The sequence below is a fragment of the Burkholderia sp. 3C genome (assembly GCF_054589155.1).
In genome coordinates this window covers 217742-234516 of sequence record NZ_BAAILN010000066.1, presented here as the reverse complement: position 1 = coordinate 234516, position 16775 = coordinate 217742, and the positions used below count along the sequence as shown (strand labels likewise).

The following is a 16775-nucleotide window of genomic DNA, read 5'->3' as shown; positions in this document are numbered from 1 at the left end:
ATAGAAGCGCGCCAGCCCAGCGCGCGCGGCTTTCGGCACACGCGGGTGCGCATCGAGGGTCGCCTCGATCGAGGCGAGCGAATCGAGCAGCGCGGCCCCGGGATAGTCGAGCAGGATCGACAGCGCGGCGTACACGGCGTCGCCGGGGTGCGCTGCATCGTGAGCGGTGGTCATGAGGTCTCCCGGATCGGAATGGTTTTCGCGCCGCGCTTCATGCCGAACAGGCTGCCGTCGGTGCGGCCGTCGGAGCAGCCGTTGCCGAACGAGAAGCCGCAGGCGGCGCGCAGGCCGAAGGTGTCCTCGGCGTATTCGCGGTGCGTGGTGGGGATCACGAAGCGGTCTTCGTAGTTGGCGATCGCCAGATAGCGATACATCTCCTCGACCTGCGCGAGCGACAGCCCGACCTGATCGAGCACGCCGAGCGCCTCGACACCGTCCACGTGGCGCGCGCGCATGAAGCCGCGCATCGCCAGCAGCCGTTCGAGCGCGAGCTTCACGGGGGCTTCGTCGCCGGCCGTCAGCAGGTTCGCGAGGTAGCGCAGCGGAATGCGCAGCGAATCGACGTCGGGCAGGTAGCCGTTCATGCCGAGCGCGCCGCTGTTCGCGGCGGCGTTGATCGGCGAGAGCGGCGGCACGTACCAGACCATCGGCAGCGTGCGGTATTCGGGATGCAGCGGGAACGCGATCTTCCAGTCGATCGCCATCTTGTAGGCCGGCGAGCGCCGTGCCGCGTCGAGCCAGGCGGCCGGCACGCCGTCGCGCGCGGCCTGCGCCAGCACCTCGGGATCGTGCGGATCGAGGAATACCGACAACTGCGCCTCGTACAGATCGGTTTCGTTTTCAACGGCCGCGGCCTCGGCGATGCGGTCGGCGTCGTACAGCAGCACGCCGAGATAGCGGATGCGGCCCACGCAGGTTTCCGAGCAGACGGTCGGCTCGCCCGACTCGATGCGCGGGTAGCAGAAGATGCACTTCTCGGCCTTGCCGCTCTGCCAGTTGTAGTAGATCTTCTTGTACGGGCAACCCGACACGCACATGCGCCAACCGCGGCACTTGTCCTGATCGATCAGCACGATGCCGTCCTCTTCGCGCTTGTAGATCGAGCCGGACGGGCACGAGGCCACGCAGGCCGGGTTCAGGCAGTGCTCGCACAGGCGCGGCAGATACATCATGAAGGTGTTCTCGAACTGCCCGTAAATATCCTTCTGCACGGCCTCGAAGTTGGCGTCCTGCGAGCGCTTCTCGAATTCGCCGCCGAGGATTTCCTCCCAGTTCGGCCCCCATTCGATCTTCTCCATGCGCTGCCCGCTGATCAGCGAGCGCGGCCGTGCCACCGGCATCGCCTGCATGTTGCCGGCCTGATGCAGGTGCGCGTAGTCGAACGTGAACGGCTCGTAGTAATCGTCGATCTCGGGCAGGTGCGGGTTCGCGAAAAGCTGCGCGAGCAGCCGCCACTTGCCGCCCTGGCGCGGTTCGAGCTTGCCGTCGCCGCGCCGTTTCCAGCCGCCGCGCCAGCGCTGCTGGTTCTCCCAATCCTTCGGGTAGCCGATGCCCGGCTTGCTCTCGACGTTGTTGAACCAGGCGTATTCCATGCCCTCGCGGCTGGTCCAGACGTTCTTGCAGGTCACCGAACAGGTGTGGCAACCGATGCATTTGTCGAGGTTCAGGATCATCGCGATCTGTGCGCGTACTTTCATTCGGGTTCTCCCACGTTGGCGCCCGTGGCTTCGCCATCGAGCCAGTCGATCCGGTTCATCTTGCGCACGATCAGGAATTCGTCGCGATTCGAACCGACCGTGCCGTAGTAGTTGAAGCCATACGACAGTTGCGCATAGCCGCCGATCATGTGGGTGGGCTTCAGCGCGATGCGCGTGACCGAGTTGTGGATGCCGCCGCGCGTGCCGGTGATTTCCGAGCCGGGCACGTTCGTGAGCTTTTCCTGCGCGTGGTACATCATCACCATCCCGAGCGGCACACGCTGGCTGACCACGGCGCGGGCGCACAGCGCGCCGTTGGCGTTGTAGCACTCGATCCAGTCGTTGTCGGCCACGCCGATCGCGCGCGCGTCGTCTTCCGACATCCAGACGATCGGGCCGCCGCGCGACAGCGTCAGCATCAGCAGGTTGTCGGTGTAGGTGCTGTGGATGCCCCATTTCTGGTGCGGCGTCAGGAAATTCAGCACGCGTTCGGGGTTGCCGTTCGAGCGCGTGCCGAGCATGTGCGCGTAGCTGCCGGTATCGATCGGCGGCTTGTAGGCGCACAGCGCCTCGCCGAACGCGCGCATCCACGGATGATCCTGATAGAGCTGCTGGCGGCCGGTGAGCGTGCGCCAGGGGATCAGCTCATGCACGTTCGTATAGCCGGCGTTGTACGACACGTGTTCCGATTCGATGCCGCTCCAGGTGGGCGACGAGATGATCTTGCGCGGCTGCGATTGCAGATCGCGGAAGCGGATTTTTTCGTCCTCGCGTGAGGCGGCCAGATGCGCGTGTTCGAGGCCGGTGATCGACGACAGCGCATGCCAGGCCTTCACCGCCACCGCGCCGTTGGTTTCCGGCGCGAGCGTGAGGATGGTTTCGGCCGCGTCGAGCGCGGTGTCGAGGCGCGGGCGGCCGTCGGGCTCGGTCAGGCGGTTCAGCGCGCCGAGCAGTTCGACTTCCTCGCGGGTGTCCCACGCGATGCCCTTGCCGCCGTTGCCGAGCGTGTCGAGCAAGGGCCCGAGCGAGGTGAAGCGGCGGTAGGTATCGGGGTAATGCCGCTCGACCACGCTGACGGCCGGCATCGTGCGGCCCGGCACCGGCTCGCATTCGCCGCGCTTCCAGTCCTGCACGTCGAACGGCTGGGCCAGTTCGCCGGGTGTGTCGTGGGCGATCGGCGCGAGCACCACGTCGTGCTCGATGCCGAGATGGCCGTCGCACAGCTCGGAGAAGCGCCGCGCGATGCCCTTGAAGATTTCCCAGTCGCTGCGCGATTCCCAGGCGGGATCGACAGCGGCCGACAGCGGATGGATGAACGGATGCATGTCCGACGTGTTCATGTCGTCCTTCTCGTACCACGTGGCCGTGGGCAGCACGATGTCGGAATACATGCAGGTGGTCGACATCCGGAAATCGAGCGTGACGAGCAGGTCGAGCTTGCCGCGCGGTGCTTCCTCATGCCAGCGCACTTCCTCGGGGCGGGCCGCGCCGCTCGCGCCGATATCCTCGCCCTGCACGCCGTGGGTGGTGCCGAGCAGATGCTTGAGGAAATATTCGTGGCCCTTGCCCGACGAGCCGAGCAGGTTCGAACGCCAGACGAACAGGTTGCGCGGAAAGTTGGCGGGCGCGTCGGGGTCCTCGCTGGCCATCGTGAGCGAGCCGGCGGCGAGCCGCTGCGCGACCTGCCGGGCCGCTTCCGCGCCGGTTTCACCGGCCAGGCTTGCGCCGACGCGCAGCGGGTTCTCGCCGAGTTGCGGTGCCGACGGCAGCCAGCCCATGCGCTCGGCGCGCACGTTGTAGTCGATCGCCGTGCCGGCGAAGCCGGCCGGATCGGCGAGCGGCGAGAGCAGCGTGCGCGGGTCCATCGCGTCGTAGCGCCATTGATCGGTGTGCGCGTAGAAGAACGACGTGGCGTTCATCTGGCGCGGCGGGCGCTGCCAATCCAGCCCGAAGGCCAGCGGTTGCCAGCCGGTTTGCGGCCGCAGCTTTTCCTGGCCGACGTAATGCGACCAGCCGCCGCCCGATTGGCCCACGCAGCCGCACATGACCAGCATGTTGATGATCGCGCGGTACGACATGTCCATATGGAACCAGTGGTTGATCCCCGCGCCGATGATCACCATCGATTTGCCGCGCGTTTTCAGCGCGTTGTCGGCGAACTGCCGGGCCACGGCGATCGCGTCGGCGCGCTTGACGCCCGTGATCGCTTCCTGCCACGCCGGCGTGTAGGGCAGGTCGTCGTCGTAGGATGCGGCCACGTCCTGGCCGCCGAGGCCTTGATCGAGGCCGTAGTTGGCGATGAACAGATCGTAGACGGTCGCCACCAGCATCTCGCCGTCGCGCGTGGCGATGCGGCGTGCGCCGATCTTGCGCGTCAGCGTCGAGCCGTGCTTCGTGGACGCGAAATGCGCGTGCGGCTGGTTGCCGAAATACGGGAACAGCACGTCGACGGCCGTGTCGTGATCGGCCACCAGCGACAGGCGCGGCCTGAACTGCGTGCCGTCGGCAGCCTGGTCGCGCAGGTTCCATTTGCCGCGGTCGGCTGCGCCCGATTCGGCCCAGCGGAAGCCGATCGAGCCGACCGGCACGACGCAGGCGCCGCTCGCGTCGTCGATCATCACGCTCTTCCATTCGGTGCGGTCGGTTTCGCCGAGCGCGTCGTCGAAATCGGAGGCGCGCACCACGCGCTCGGGCACGTAGCCGCCGTCGCGATGCGGCACGAGCCGCACGAGGCAGGGCATGTCGGTGTAGCGCCGGCAGTAGTCGATGAAGTAATCGGCGCGGCCGGCCAGATGGAATTCCTTGAGGATCACGTGGCCCATCGCCAGCGCGAGCGCGGCATCGGTGCCCTGCTTCGGGTGCAGCCAGAGGTCGCCGAACTTCGCGCCCTCGGCGTAATCGGGAAACACCGAGACGACCTTGGTGCCGCGATAGCGCGCTTCCACCAGGAAGTGCGCGTCGGGCGTGCGCGTTTGCGGGACGTTCGAGCCCCACATCATGATGAACGTGGAGTTGTACCAGTCGGCCGATTCCGGCACGTCGGTCTGCTCGCCCCAGGTTTGCGGCGAGGCGGGCGGCAGGTCGCAGTACCAGTCGTAGAAGCTCAGGCTGACGCCGCCGATCAGGGCCAGGTAACGCGAGCCCGCCGCATAGGACACCATCGACATCGCGGGAATGGGCGAGAAGCCCGCCACGCGATCCGGCCCATGCCGGCTGATGGTGTGGACATTCGCGGCGGCGATGATTTCGTTGACTTCGTCCCAGCTCGACCGCACGAAGCCGCCGAGGCCGCGGCGGCTCTGGTAGCTGCGGCGCGCCTTGTCGTCGTCGACGATCGCGCGCCAGGCCTCGACCGGCGCCAGCGTGCGGCGCTTGTCGCGCCACAGGCGCACGAGTGCGCTGCGCACCATGGGATGCTTGAGGCGGTTCGCGCTGTACAGATACCAGGAGTACGACGCGCCGCGTGCACAGCCGCGCGGTTCGTGGTTCGGCATGTCGGGGCGGGTGCGCGGGTAGTCGGTCTGCTGGGTTTCCCAGGTGACGATGCCGCCCTTCACATAGACCTTCCAGGAGCAGGAACCGGTGCAGTTCACGCCGTGCGTGGAGCGGACGATCTTGTCGTGCTGCCAGCGTTGCCGGTAGCCGTCCTCCCATTTGCGGTCTTCGTCGGTGACGGTGCCGTGACCGTCGGAAAAGGATTGCCGGGCCGCGGTGAAATACCGTAGCCGGTCGAGGAAGTGACTCATCGAAACCTCGCGTTGGGGGCGTTTGGCCGAACTGTCGTGCTTGTCGTTCTGACATGTCGGGATTGCGGCGGAACGCTTGGCGCGCCCGCGGCTCGATCGCGCCGGAGGCCGGGCGATCGAGCGAGGCCATCTTAGCGACGGCCTTCGTGGTGCGATGCGACCTGCATCAAGTGTTCAACGGCTTGTATCCATCGAGCGGGAACGCGGCTTCCGGGGGTTCCGACAATTTTCAAATGCGCCCGAGGCGCGCCGGAGTGCGTTTCGCGAAGCCGGACGTGTTCGCCGTATTTCGATGGATATTTCGATTGGGGCCGAACGGCAGACGGGCAGGTGCCGCGCGCAGAGGCTTGGTGCGGAAGGCTGACGAGGTGGACGTGCGAGATGCCGCGTTGCCTTGCGCATGGCAACGCGGCAATGGGCTTCGGCCGATCGAGGGGGATGCGGCGTCCGAAGGCAAAACTCCGGACTGCGAATGTTTTATGCGCCGGCGGCGTGATTGCGCGACGAACTGTCGCGATCGATTCCGGGCGATACGTGCGGCTTCGGTCTCACCCGAACCACTTCCGCACCCGCGCGAACATTCCGTGCTGCGCGATCCATTCCGCATAGGCCCGATAGTCCGGATCGCGCATCAGATGCCGCTCCTCGGTCTTCGCGCGCAGGAAGTAGATGCCGTTCACCGCGAGCAGCCCTGCGCAATGCGCGATCGCGACCTGCCAGCCGAGCGCCGGCACGAACGGCACGGACACGAGCCAGTACGACAGGTTCTTGGTCAGGTAGGCCGGGTGCTTGGTGAAGCGGTACGGGCCGGACGTGATGATGCCGCGGTTCGTGAGGTTCGAGAAACGCAGCCCGAACGAGATCGTCGACAGCGCATAGCCGATCACCAGCGCGATGATCGCCAGGCCCCACACGAACTGGATCGCGGGCACGTGCGTGAGCCAGTTGTCCCAGAACAGCGTGCCTTCGTAGCGGATGTAGCGCTCCGAGATCAGCGACCAGAACGGCTGGTAGCAGATCAGCGCGGCGATCCAGCCGAGCGCGGTCGGCTCGACCGTGCGCACGTGGCTGTCGAGCACGCGGAACGTGCACAGGTAGCCGACCGAGCCGAACAGCAGGTCCATCGTGAACGCCAGCTCGTAGAAGAAGCGGAACGTGGCGAGCGAGTAGGGGGCGCCGGACATCGCGGCCAGCGACGCGGTCAGGTGGTCGGCGTTGGTCGACACGTAGACGAACATCAGCGGCAGGAAGAAAGCCTTCACGGCCCAGCCGCCGAGCATCTCGCGCAGCGGTGCCCATTGCGCGGGCCGCTGGCCGCGCAGCAGCAGGTGCGCGAGGCTCAGGTAGGCGTCGTTCTCGTCGCGCTGGCGGGTATCCATCCACGCGAAATAGAGCGGCGCGCCCACCGCGAAATACGGCGCGAGCAGCGCGCACAGGCTCCAGAACGGCTTGTAGAAATCGCCGTGATATTCGGGCAGCAGCCAGTAGATCAGCGCGATGCCGGCGTAGATCGCGCCGAGCGCCGCGAGCCGCATCGCCACGCGCGCGAAGCTGAGGGGGCGCACCGCGTTGGGCATCAGGCCGGCGCTCGGGCGCAGGTAGGCGCGTGCGACGAACAGTTCGTAGGCGCCGACCACCACGATGATCGCGAGGCAGGCGGCGAAGCCGCGCTCGGCGCCGCTCAGCAGCGTGCCGTCGCGCGAGAACCAGAGCGTGGCGAGCGCGGCGGCGATGCCGGCGAGACCGACGCTGAAGGGCGTGGCGGAGCGGGGCGGCCGGGCCGGAGCCGTGGAGACGGTGTCGAAAGTCGAATTCATGTCATGCCTCGTAAAAGACATCTGGCGATTCGGCGCCGGGCTGTCGAATTATCGGTGCCCGGCTGCCGTTCATGCCGCACCGGTTGCCGCGCGAACGGCGGCCGGTGCGGCATGTTTGCTTCGTCTTGCTTGTTGCTTACTTCTTGCCGCCGAGCAGGCCGCCCACCAGGTTGGTGACCGGCGCCAGCAGGCCCGCCGTGCTGCCCGAGGCGGTGCTCGAACCGGTCAGCGCGCCGGTGGCGCCATTGACCGCGCCGTTGGCGGCGGTGCCGACCGAGCCGACCGAGCTGACCACCGAGCCGGTCGTGCCGACCGCGGCGCCCGTCGTGGTGCCGGACAGCGCGCCGGTTACGGCGCCGGTGACGTTGCCGAGCGAGCCGGCAGCGCCGGACACGGTACCGTTCAGGCCGGCCGTTGCGCCGCCGCTGCCGACCGAGCCTTGCAGGCCGCCCGTCAGCGAGCCGACCAGGTTCGTGACCGGCGAGAGCAGGCCGCCGGCCGACGCGGCGCCGCCCGCCGTGCCGGTCGCGCTGCCCGACAGGCCGCCGAGCAGGTTGGTGACCGGCGTGAGCAGCGCGGAGAGGCCGGCCACCGGCGTCGCGCCCGAGGTGCCGGACGTGCCCGACGACGTCGAGCCGGACGAACTGCTGCCCGAGCTGCCGCCGATCGAAGCGCCGAGGCCGAGGTTGAGGCCGAGCGAGCCGGTCAGGTTCAGCAGCGGGCCGAGCGGGTTGGTGCCGCTGGTGCCGCTCGATCCGTTGAGCACACCGCCGGTGGCCGTCACCGTGTTGCCGAGCGTGGTGACGACGTTGCCGAGGTCCTTGCCGATCTGGTTGCCCGTCGCGTTGGAGATCGCCGAGCCGGCGCTGCCGAGGCCGGAGCCGAGCGTGCCGAGCAGCGTGTTGACGGGGGCGCCGAGGCCGGTGGCCGCGCCGATCGTCTGCGTGGCGTTGGTCAGGCCGTTGGTGATCGGGTTGATCAGCGTGGCGACCTGCGTTTCGATCTGCTGGACCGGTGCGCTGCCGAGCACGGTGCCGAGGCCCGTGCCGACGTTGCCCACCACGCCGCCGAGCGTGCCGACCGTCGAGCCGAGCGCCTGCGTGACCGGAGCCAGCGGCGCGAGCGGGCCGCCGCCGAGGGCGCTCACCGCGCTGCCGAGCGACTGGACGGCGTTCGACGCGTTCGAGACGAGCGTGGCGGTCGAGGCGAGCGTCGGTCCGAGCGGGTTGGCCGAGGTGCCGATCTGGCCGAGGCCGTTGGCGAGGCCCTGACCGACCGAGACGATGCCGTTGCCGAGGCTGTTGACCGCGACGCCCACGCCGGCCGTGGTGCCGCCGGCCAGTGCGGGGTTGACCACGGCGACCTGGGTGCCGGTGTCGGCGACGGTCATGCCGGTGGCGGTGACGACGTTGCCGAGCTGCTGGATGATCGTGCCGAGGGGGCTGGAGCTGGTGCCGGAGGTGCCTGAGGTGCCTGACGTACCGGAAGTGCCGGACGTACCGGAAGTGCCGGACGTACCGGAAGTGCCCGACGTACCCGAAGTGCCGGACGTACCCGAAGTACCCGAGGTGCCGGAAGTACCCGACGTACCGGAGGTACCCGATGTGCCTGACGTACCGGAAGTACCCGATGTGCCGGAAGTGCCCGATGTGCCGGAAGTACCCGACGTGCCGGAAGTGCCCGAGGTGCCGGAAGTACCCGAGGTGCCGGAAGTACCCGACGTGCCGGAAGTGCCCGATGTGCCGGAAGTACCCGACGTGCCGGAAGTGCCCGAGGTGCCGGAAGTACCCGACGTGCCGGAGGTACCCGAGGTGCCGGAAGTGCCCGAGGTGCCGGAAGTACCCGACGTGCCGGAGGTACCCGAGGTACCGGAAGTACCCGAGGTACCGGAAGTACCCGAGGTGCCGGAAGTACCCGAGGTACCGGAAGTACCCGACGTGCCGGATGTGCCCGAGGTACCGGAGGTACCCGAGGTACCGGAGGTACCCGAGGTACCGGAAGTACCCGAGGTGCCAGAAGTGCCCGAGGTACCAGAAGTGCCTGAGGTACCGGAACTTCCCGAGGTACCAGAACTTCCCGACGTACCAGAAGTACCTGAACTCCCCGACGACCCACCAGACGACCCGCCCGACGTCCCCGACGTGCTCTGAATCCCGAGGCCGCCACCCGCAGGCGTATACAACCCGTCCGAACCGCCGCAGCCCTGCAACGCGAGCAGCGACGAAGCGCCGATGGCGATCGCGGTCTTCTTGAATAGCGTGCGCATGATGTCCTCACAGAAAAAGTAATGTTCTGTAAGGGCAGGCTGCAAATTCCGGGCCACGCGGGCAGATTCACGAAAATCGTGAAATTGGAGATAGATCGATCGAGATTGCGTGATTTATTCGATTTAAACGCGACGATTCCGGAAAATCCTCAACGCCAAAATCCGAATGTTCCGGCGTGCTACGTTACGCCCCCCGCACGACCGCGTAACGGCACGCGGGGCGCAGGGGGCACAAGAGGCACAAGGAAGGGGGCACCGACGCCCGCCCGAGCAACCGTCAGACCAGCCCGGCCGGCCGTCGCGTCGGCGGAATCGGCGCATCGTCGAGCGCACCGAGGAAACCGGCCGTCCACCAGTGCACGTCGTACTTGCGGATCTCGGCGAGCAGCGCCGTGTGCCGCTCCACGCGTTCTTCCAGCGGCATCGTCAGCGCGGTGTGGATCGCGCGCGCCGTGCCCTGGATGTCGTACGGGTTCACCAGCAGCGCGTCGGTCAACTGCTCGGCCGCGCCCGCGAAACGCGACAGCACGAGCACGCCCGGATCTCTGGCGTCCTGCGCCGCGATGAACTCCTTGGCGACCAGGTTCATGCCGTCGCGCAGCGGCGTGACGAGCGCCACCCGGCTCGCGCGGTAGAGGCCCGGCAGCGAGGTGCGGTCGAGGCTGCGGTGGATGTAGCGCACCGGCATCCAGTCGAGCTCGCCGTAGTCGCCGTTGACCGAGCCGCACAGCGAATCCATTTCCTGGCGCAGATGATCGTAGGCGTCCACGTCCTCGCGGCTCGGCGCGGCGATCTGGATCAGCGTCGCGCTCTTGCGCATCTCGGGGTAGCGGTCGAGCATCTCGCGGAACGCCTGCACGCGTTGCGGCAACCCCTTCGAATAGTCGAGCCGGTCCACGCCGAGCAACAGCTTGCGGCGCGAGTATTCGTCGCGCATCTGTTCGTAGACGTTCAGGCCGTCGTCGTCGGTGGCCATCTGCGAGAAGCCGTCCACGTCGATGCCGATCGGGAACGCGCCCACCCGGACGTTGCGGCCGAACGCGCGCAGGTATTCGCCGTCCACGAACTCGGCGTTGGCCTCGGCTTCGGCGTAGCGCACGAAATGCGTGACGTCGGTATGCGCCTGGAAGCCCACCAGGTCGTACGCGCACAGCGAGCGCATCAGCCATTCGTGTTCGGGGATCGCGGCCATCACGAGCGGCGGCGGCACGGGGATATGCAGGAAGAAGCCGATCCGGTTGCGGCAGCCTTGCGCGCGCAGCTCGGTGGCGAGCGGGATCAGGTGATAGTCGTGCACCCAGATCACGTCGTCGGGCTGGAGCAGCGGCATCAGCTTCTGCGCGAACAGGCGGTTCACGCGGCGGTAGGCGTCGCCGAACTGCACGTCGAAGTTGGCCAGATCGAGCCGGTAGTGGAACACCGGCCACAGCACGTTGTTCGCGTAGCCGAGGTAGTAGTTGTCGTAGTCGCGCTGCGACAGATCGATGGTCGCGAGCTTCATGTTGCCGGCGTCGCGGATCTGCACGTCCTGGGTGGACGGGTCGGCTTCGGTGAGCTTGCCGCTCCAGCCGAACCAGATGCCGCCACGCTGCTGCAGGCTTTCGTTGAGCGCGACGGCCAGGCCGCCGGGTGCTTCGTTGTCCGGATCGGCTGTCCGGTTCGATACGACGATGAGACGGCTCACGAAACTCTCCTGATGAACGGTGATGGAAGGCGCGATCCGCCTCGCGACGCCGCTGCGCCGGCGGGCCGGGCAGCGGTCGGGCAGGCATCGGTCAGCGCGCCTGGAGGAGCGAGGGGGCGCTGGCCGATATGAACCCGGCGCAGGAGGATCGGACAGGACGGTGACGCGGTTCGGCGTGGGCCGCATCTCGCGCGGGCACGCGGCGAGACGGGATACCGGGCACGGCGTGAAGCACGCCGAGGCAAGGCCGCACGGCGGCGCTGCCGGGCGTCGTGCGTGGCGCTGGGCCGGACGACGAACGAGCCCAGCGTACACCATCAATAAGGCGTGTGTTCAGGATGCGCGTTGGCGCAAGCTGCCTAATGTTGCATTCGGCACGGTCGACAGCAGCGTATGAATCGCGAAGCCGACATCCGCGCGCGCGAGGTCGAACCACACCGCCATCCGTTCGCGATGCGCGTCGATATGCGAGACATAGACGCCGAGCGGCGAGCGCAGCAGCGCGCGGCGTTGCGCGCACAGATAATCGGCGGCGCCTTCGAGCGTGATCGGCAGCAGCACGCGGGGGCTGTCCTCGCGGTCGGCCGGCGTGGTGCGGCGGGCGGGCTGGCGTGCCGCGCGCACCGGGCCGATCGAGGCGACCGGGCGAAGCTGGCGGGAGATCGGCGTGACGGACGTTGCACTGCGGGAGACGGGCATGATGTCGGCGGCGAGCCGCGGTAACGAACATGGCTTCACGTTACGCCGGGGCGCGTAAACGTCTCGCAAAAATATCGGCGCGCGCGGCAAAGAAGCGGCAAGCGGCCGGCCGGGTGGTGCGCGCGGGCCGATGTGGCCGGTGCGCCCGGGTGCGATGACGGAGCAAATGGCGGAAGTGGTCGGAGCGCGGCGGGCGGCGGAATCGGCGGGAACCACCGCGCTGCCGGCCTGCGAATTCGATGCGGTGCAGCAATCCGCGTGCCTGAAATAAAACCAAAAAGGGCCGGTTCCGCCGTGGATCAGGCCCGGGCGCGCGGCATCATGCGTCGTAGCCCGGTTCGGCCGCCGTGGCGCCGGCCGCGTCGCCGCGCTGGCGGTTCGCCACGAAATCGTTGACCAGCACGATCGCCGCGCGGCAGGCGTCGAGATCGAGGGCGTGGATCGTGTTGGCCGGATCGAGGCCGAGCTGCGTGGCGAGCCAGCGGATGCCCTTGGCGCGCGCCTCGAACGCGTTGCAGCCGTCGCGGCGCATCTTGGCGGCCACCAGCGGTTCGAGCGCCGCGTGCAGATCCGATTTCGCCTGCCGCAACTCGGCGTTGGCGAGCCGGCCGAGCGGCACGTGGCGGCGGCTGCGCGGAAACACGCCGATCCAGGCATCGCACGGCGGGCAGACCCACAGCTCGCCGTGCTCGTCGCGATACGGGTAGGCGGCATCGCCGAAACGCGCAAGCTGCGCCTTCTCGCCGCAATAGTCGCAGACGGGTTGAGGCAGGGCGGGAACGGGGCGGCCAACGCGCATGACGGGAAGATCGGCGAACGGGATCGAAGTGGAATCAGCGCACAGTATAAGGATCTCGCCGCGCCGCCTGCCATCCCGGCGTGCCGGCGCGGCAGCGCGCCGCGCCCGCCGCGTCAGGCCAGCACCACGCCCTGCGGGTCGCAGATCCGGTTGCGGCCGGCCGTTTTCGCGTGATAAAGCGCGGTATCGGCCAGGTTGACGAACGCGGCGTCGCTGGCGGCGGACGCTTCGCGCGTGGTGACGATGCCGATGCTGACCGTCACGCGCCCATAGGCGCTGGTCGCATGCGGCAGCGCCAGATCGTAGATCGAGCGCCGCACCTGTTCGCCGAACCGGGCCGCGCCCTGTGCATCGGTGTCGGGCAGCGTCACGACGAACTCCTCGCCGCCGTAGCGCGCCATGCTGTCGGTCGCGCGGCGCGCACACAGGGCCAGCACGCGGCCGACCTCGCGCAGCACCTCGTCGCCTGCCGGGTGCCCGTAGTGATCGTTATAAGCCTTGAATTGATCGATATCGACGAACAGCAGCGCCAGCGGCCGGCCGGTTCGTTGCGCGCGCAACCACTCGCCATGCAGCGTGGCGTCGAACGCGCGCCGGTTGCCGAGGCCCGTCAGCGCATCGGTGCGGGTCAGCCGATAAAGCTGCTGCTCGACCTGCTGGCGCAGCCGCAGCTCGTGCGCGAGCAGCATCGAGCCGGCCGCCACCACCAGCGAGAACACCGCCACGATCGCGCCGAGCCGTTCCGCGCGATGCCGCCATTCGAGGTAGATGTCGCTCTCCGCCGGCGCCACGTCGACGATGATCGGCAGCGCCGGCAGCCGCTTGTACACATACAGACGCCGCGTGCCGTCGAGCGAGGCCAGGCCGGACACGGCGCCTTCGGGCTGGCGCATCGCATCGAGATACACGGTGGAGCGGCTCACGTCGCGGCCCACCATGCTGGTATCGAACGGCAGCCGGGTGATCAGCGCGCCGTTGGTGCCGAGCACGGCCGCCGAGCCGTGCGGGCCGACCGACAGGCCGTCGAGCAGCGAGCGGAAATAGTCCACGCTGAGCGCGCCCACCACCACGCCGCCGAATGAACCGTCGGCGTTGTCGATGCGGCGCGACAGCGTCAGCATCGCCTGCCCGCCGTGCAGCGGCGACGCGTAGGGCTTGCTGATGTAAAGGCCGATCTCGGGATGGCTGCGGTGGATCGCGATGTCTTCGCGATCCAGCAGGTTGGCCACCGGCGGCGTGTCGGAGCGCGAATCGAGCACGATGTTGCCGCTGGGGTCGACCACGTAGATCGTGCCGAGGTAGCGCCCGGTGGTGGCGCGGTCGAACAGCACGAGGTTGCGCAGCTTCGGCGGCAGCGCCATCACCTGCGGCTGGCGCATGCCATCCACCACGGCCTGCAACGACAGATCGTATTGTTCGACGCTGCGGGCGATGTCGCGTTCGAGCACGAGCACCAGGTTGCGGGCATTGCCGGCTGCGCGCTGGTAGGCGTCCGAGCGCGACTGGAACAGCACCAGCGCGCTGAGCGCCCAGAAGAACACCAGCAGCACGCCGCCCGCCAGCAGAACGCCGGCCGGGGTCAGCAGGCGTGAGGCGGCCAGCTTCCACGAGCGGGGCGTCGGATCGGGCAGTCGGTCGGCGGGCATCAGGATGTCGGGCGGAACGATATCTGGGCAGGGCGGACGGGGTGACGCTTCGCAGCAGCCGGCGACGGGCGCGCGGCGGCATGTAACGAGATTATCGGAGGAAATCGGTGCTTCGTGCGTGACAGTGTCGACCTCGTCCCGAATCAGTGGCGCGCGCGAAACAGCTCGGGCCGTGATGCGACGCAGCATGGTTGCGCGGGCACGGATCGCCGCGGCGCCCGTCTGCCGATTCCGTTCAGATACTGAGATCGGACAGCAACTGATCGGCCAGGAAATCGCACGGCGGCCGGTTCGAGCGCGCGCTGCGGGCCAGCACGATATCGAGATCGGGCAGCGCCGGCAGCCCGTGCGCCGGCCCCTGCTGGGAGAAATGCGCCGGCACCGCGCAGCGCGCCAGCGGCGCGATCGCCAGCCCGGCCTCCACCATGCTGAACAGGCCCATCAGGCTCGGGCTTTCGTACGAGGTGCGAAACGCGATGCCGGCCGCTTCGAGCGAACGGATCGCGTTGGCGCGCGCCACGCTGCCCGCGCCGAACAGCGCGACCGGCAGCGGCCGCTCGTCCCACACCGCGCCGCCCGACGGCGGCCCGGCCCAGACCATCGGCTCGGCGCGCACGAACGCACCGTTCAGGCCGCGCATGCGCGTCACGCAGGCCAGGTCGATCTTGTTGTCCTTGAGCAGCGGCGCGAGCGCGCGGCTCGGCAGCCCGACCACCTGGATCTCGACCTTCGGGTAGCGCGCCGAGAATTTGCGCAGCACCGGCGGCAGCAGCGACGAGGCGTAATCGTCGGGCACGCCGATCGTCACGCGGCCCTTGACCTCGGGGTGGACGATCGCCGCCCAGGCCTCCTCGCGCAGCGCGAGCAGGCGGCGCGCGTAGGCGATCAGGGTTTCCCCGTCGGGCGTGACGGTCACGTTGCGCGCGCCGCGCACGAACAACTGCTTGCCGAGCGATTGCTCCAGCGCGCGAATCTGCATGCTCAACGCCGACTGCGAACGGTGCACGCGCGCCGCGCCGCGCACGAAGCTGCCCGCATCGGCCACGGCCACCGCCATCGCCAGCACATCGAGATCGAAGGATTTCATCGCCATCAGAAAAGCTGATCAAAGTGATCAATATAACGCGTTTGTCTGATTGGAAGACGCTGCGCATACTGGCTTCGCCTACACAGCGGAGATGCAAGGATGTTTGCGGATTACGACGAATTCCGGCGCCAGGGAATGCGCCTCGACATGTCGCGCGGCAAGCCCGCGCCCGAGCAGCTGGACCTCGCGACGCGGCTGTTCGCCGAGGCCGGCGACCCCGGCTGGCTGGCGCGCGACGGCGCGGATTGCCGCAATTACGGCCTCGGCGCGGGCCTGCCCGAAGCGCGCGAATTCGGCGCGGCGCTGCTCGACGCGGCCCCGGAGCAGGTGGTCGCGGCCGGCAATTCGAGCCTCGAACTGATGCACGACGTGCTCGCGTTCGCCGTGCTGCACGGCCTGCCGGGCGGCAGCCCGTGGCGCGGCGGCGAGGTGGCGATGCTGTGCCCGGTGCCGGGCTACGACCGGCATTTCGCGATCTGCGAGGCGCTCGGCATCCGCATGATCGCCGTGCCGATGCGCGACGACGGCCCCGACATGGACGTGGTCGAGGCGCTGGTGCGCAACGACGCCTCGATCCGCGGCATCTGGTGCGTACCGCGCTACAGCAACCCGACCGGCGCGGTCTACTCGGCCGACACGGTGCGACGGCTTGCAGCGCTGCCGGCCGCCGCCGCCGATTTCCGGCTGATGTGGGACGACGCCTACCGTTTCCACCATCTGACCGACGCGCCGCGCGCCGTGCCGGACATCCTGCCGGCCTGCGAGGCGGCGGGCCATCCCGATCGCGCGTTCGTGTTCGCGTCGCTGTCGAAGGCCACGTTCGGCGGCGCGGGCGTGGCGTTCCTGACCGGCTCGGTGCGCAATGTCGGCTGGTGGTTGCGCCACGCGGGTGTGCGCTCGATCGGGCCGGACAAGCTGAACCAGTTGCGGCACGTGCACGCGCTGCGCGACCGTGCCGGGCTGGAAGCGTTGATGGCAGGCCATCGGTCGCTGCTGCGGCCGAAGTTCGAGACGGTGGAGGCGGTGTTCGCCGAGCGGCTCGGCGGGATTGCGGAGCTGAACTGGACGCGGCCCGAGGGCGGCTATTTCATCAGCCTCGACTTGCCGCCCGGGCATGCGAAGCGCGCGGTGGCGCTGGCGGGCGAGGCCGGGCTGGTGTTGACGCCGGCCGGCGCGGCGTTTCCGCTCGGCGACGATCCGCTCGACCGGCATTTGCGGATCGCGCCGTCGTTCCCGTCACCGGACGCGGTGCGCGCGGCGGCGCACGGGATTGCCGTGTCGGTGCGGCGGGCGCTGGAGATCGGTTGAACGGGCGGGGCAGCGCCCGTCCGCCG

The 16775-nt window shown here is 68.5% G+C and carries 11 protein-coding genes; 2 read left to right on the top strand and 9 right to left on the bottom strand.

The window, feature by feature from the left end:
- Positions 1 to 170: 170 nt before the first annotated feature.
- The 4 genes from narH to ACYP33_RS11305 all read right to left on the bottom strand — a co-directional run bounded on the left by narH (position 171) and on the right by ACYP33_RS11305 (position 8650).
- Positions 171 to 1697, bottom strand: a complete 1527-nt coding sequence (gene narH / locus ACYP33_RS11320) for a nitrate reductase subunit beta (RefSeq protein ID WP_459621672.1) — start codon at positions 1695 to 1697, stop codon at positions 171 to 173.
- Complete coding sequence (locus tag ACYP33_RS11315) at positions 1694 to 5443, bottom strand: nitrate reductase subunit alpha (RefSeq protein ID WP_459621670.1); 3750 nt, start codon at positions 5441 to 5443, stop codon at positions 1694 to 1696. The genes narH and ACYP33_RS11315 overlap by 4 nt, the downstream gene beginning before the upstream one ends.
- 548 nt (positions 5444 to 5991) lie before the next feature.
- Positions 5992 to 7260, bottom strand: a complete 1269-nt coding sequence (locus ACYP33_RS11310) for a methyltransferase family protein (RefSeq protein ID WP_459621668.1) — start codon at positions 7258 to 7260, stop codon at positions 5992 to 5994.
- 136 nt (positions 7261 to 7396) lie between these two features.
- Positions 7397 to 8650, bottom strand: coding sequence for a collagen-like triple helix repeat-containing protein (locus ACYP33_RS11305; protein ID WP_459621666.1), 1254 nt, complete (start codon positions 8648 to 8650; stop codon positions 7397 to 7399).
- Here ACYP33_RS11305 and ACYP33_RS11300 point away from each other — a divergent pair.
- Complete coding sequence (locus tag ACYP33_RS11300) at positions 8649 to 9410, top strand: hypothetical protein (protein ID WP_459621931.1); 762 nt, start codon at positions 8649 to 8651, stop codon at positions 9408 to 9410. The genes ACYP33_RS11305 and ACYP33_RS11300 overlap by 2 nt on opposite strands.
- A gap of 393 nt (positions 9411 to 9803) precedes the next feature.
- Here ACYP33_RS11300 and otsA read toward each other — a convergent pair whose 3' ends face one another.
- The 5 genes from otsA to ACYP33_RS11275 form a co-directional block, all read right to left on the bottom strand.
- On the bottom strand, positions 9804 to 11210 hold the full coding sequence (gene otsA / locus ACYP33_RS11295; RefSeq protein ID WP_414446876.1) for an alpha,alpha-trehalose-phosphate synthase (UDP-forming): 1407 nt from the start codon (positions 11208 to 11210) through the stop codon (positions 9804 to 9806).
- 333 nt (positions 11211 to 11543) lie between these two features.
- Positions 11544 to 12125 (bottom strand): hypothetical protein, encoded by a 582-nt coding sequence (locus ACYP33_RS11290; RefSeq protein WP_459621664.1) that lies wholly within the window; start codon positions 12123 to 12125, stop codon positions 11544 to 11546.
- A gap of 103 nt (positions 12126 to 12228) precedes the next feature.
- A complete protein-coding gene (locus ACYP33_RS11285; protein WP_414446878.1) occupies positions 12229 to 12708 on the bottom strand; it encodes a zinc-finger-containing protein in 480 nt (159 codons plus the stop codon).
- 113 nt (positions 12709 to 12821) lie between these two features.
- Positions 12822 to 14354, bottom strand: a complete 1533-nt coding sequence (locus tag ACYP33_RS11280; protein WP_459621662.1) for a sensor domain-containing diguanylate cyclase — start codon at positions 14352 to 14354, stop codon at positions 12822 to 12824.
- Positions 14355 to 14589: 235 nt separating this feature from the next.
- Positions 14590 to 15441, bottom strand: coding sequence for a LysR substrate-binding domain-containing protein (locus ACYP33_RS11275; RefSeq protein ID WP_414442016.1), 852 nt, complete (start codon positions 15439 to 15441; stop codon positions 14590 to 14592).
- Positions 15442 to 15540: 99 nt separating this feature from the next.
- Here ACYP33_RS11275 and ACYP33_RS11270 point away from each other — a divergent pair, with 99 nt between their 5' ends.
- On the top strand, positions 15541 to 16749 hold the full coding sequence (locus tag ACYP33_RS11270; RefSeq protein WP_459621660.1) for an aminotransferase class I/II-fold pyridoxal phosphate-dependent enzyme: 1209 nt from the start codon (positions 15541 to 15543) through the stop codon (positions 16747 to 16749).
- The last annotated feature ends 26 nt before the right edge of the window (positions 16750 to 16775 follow it).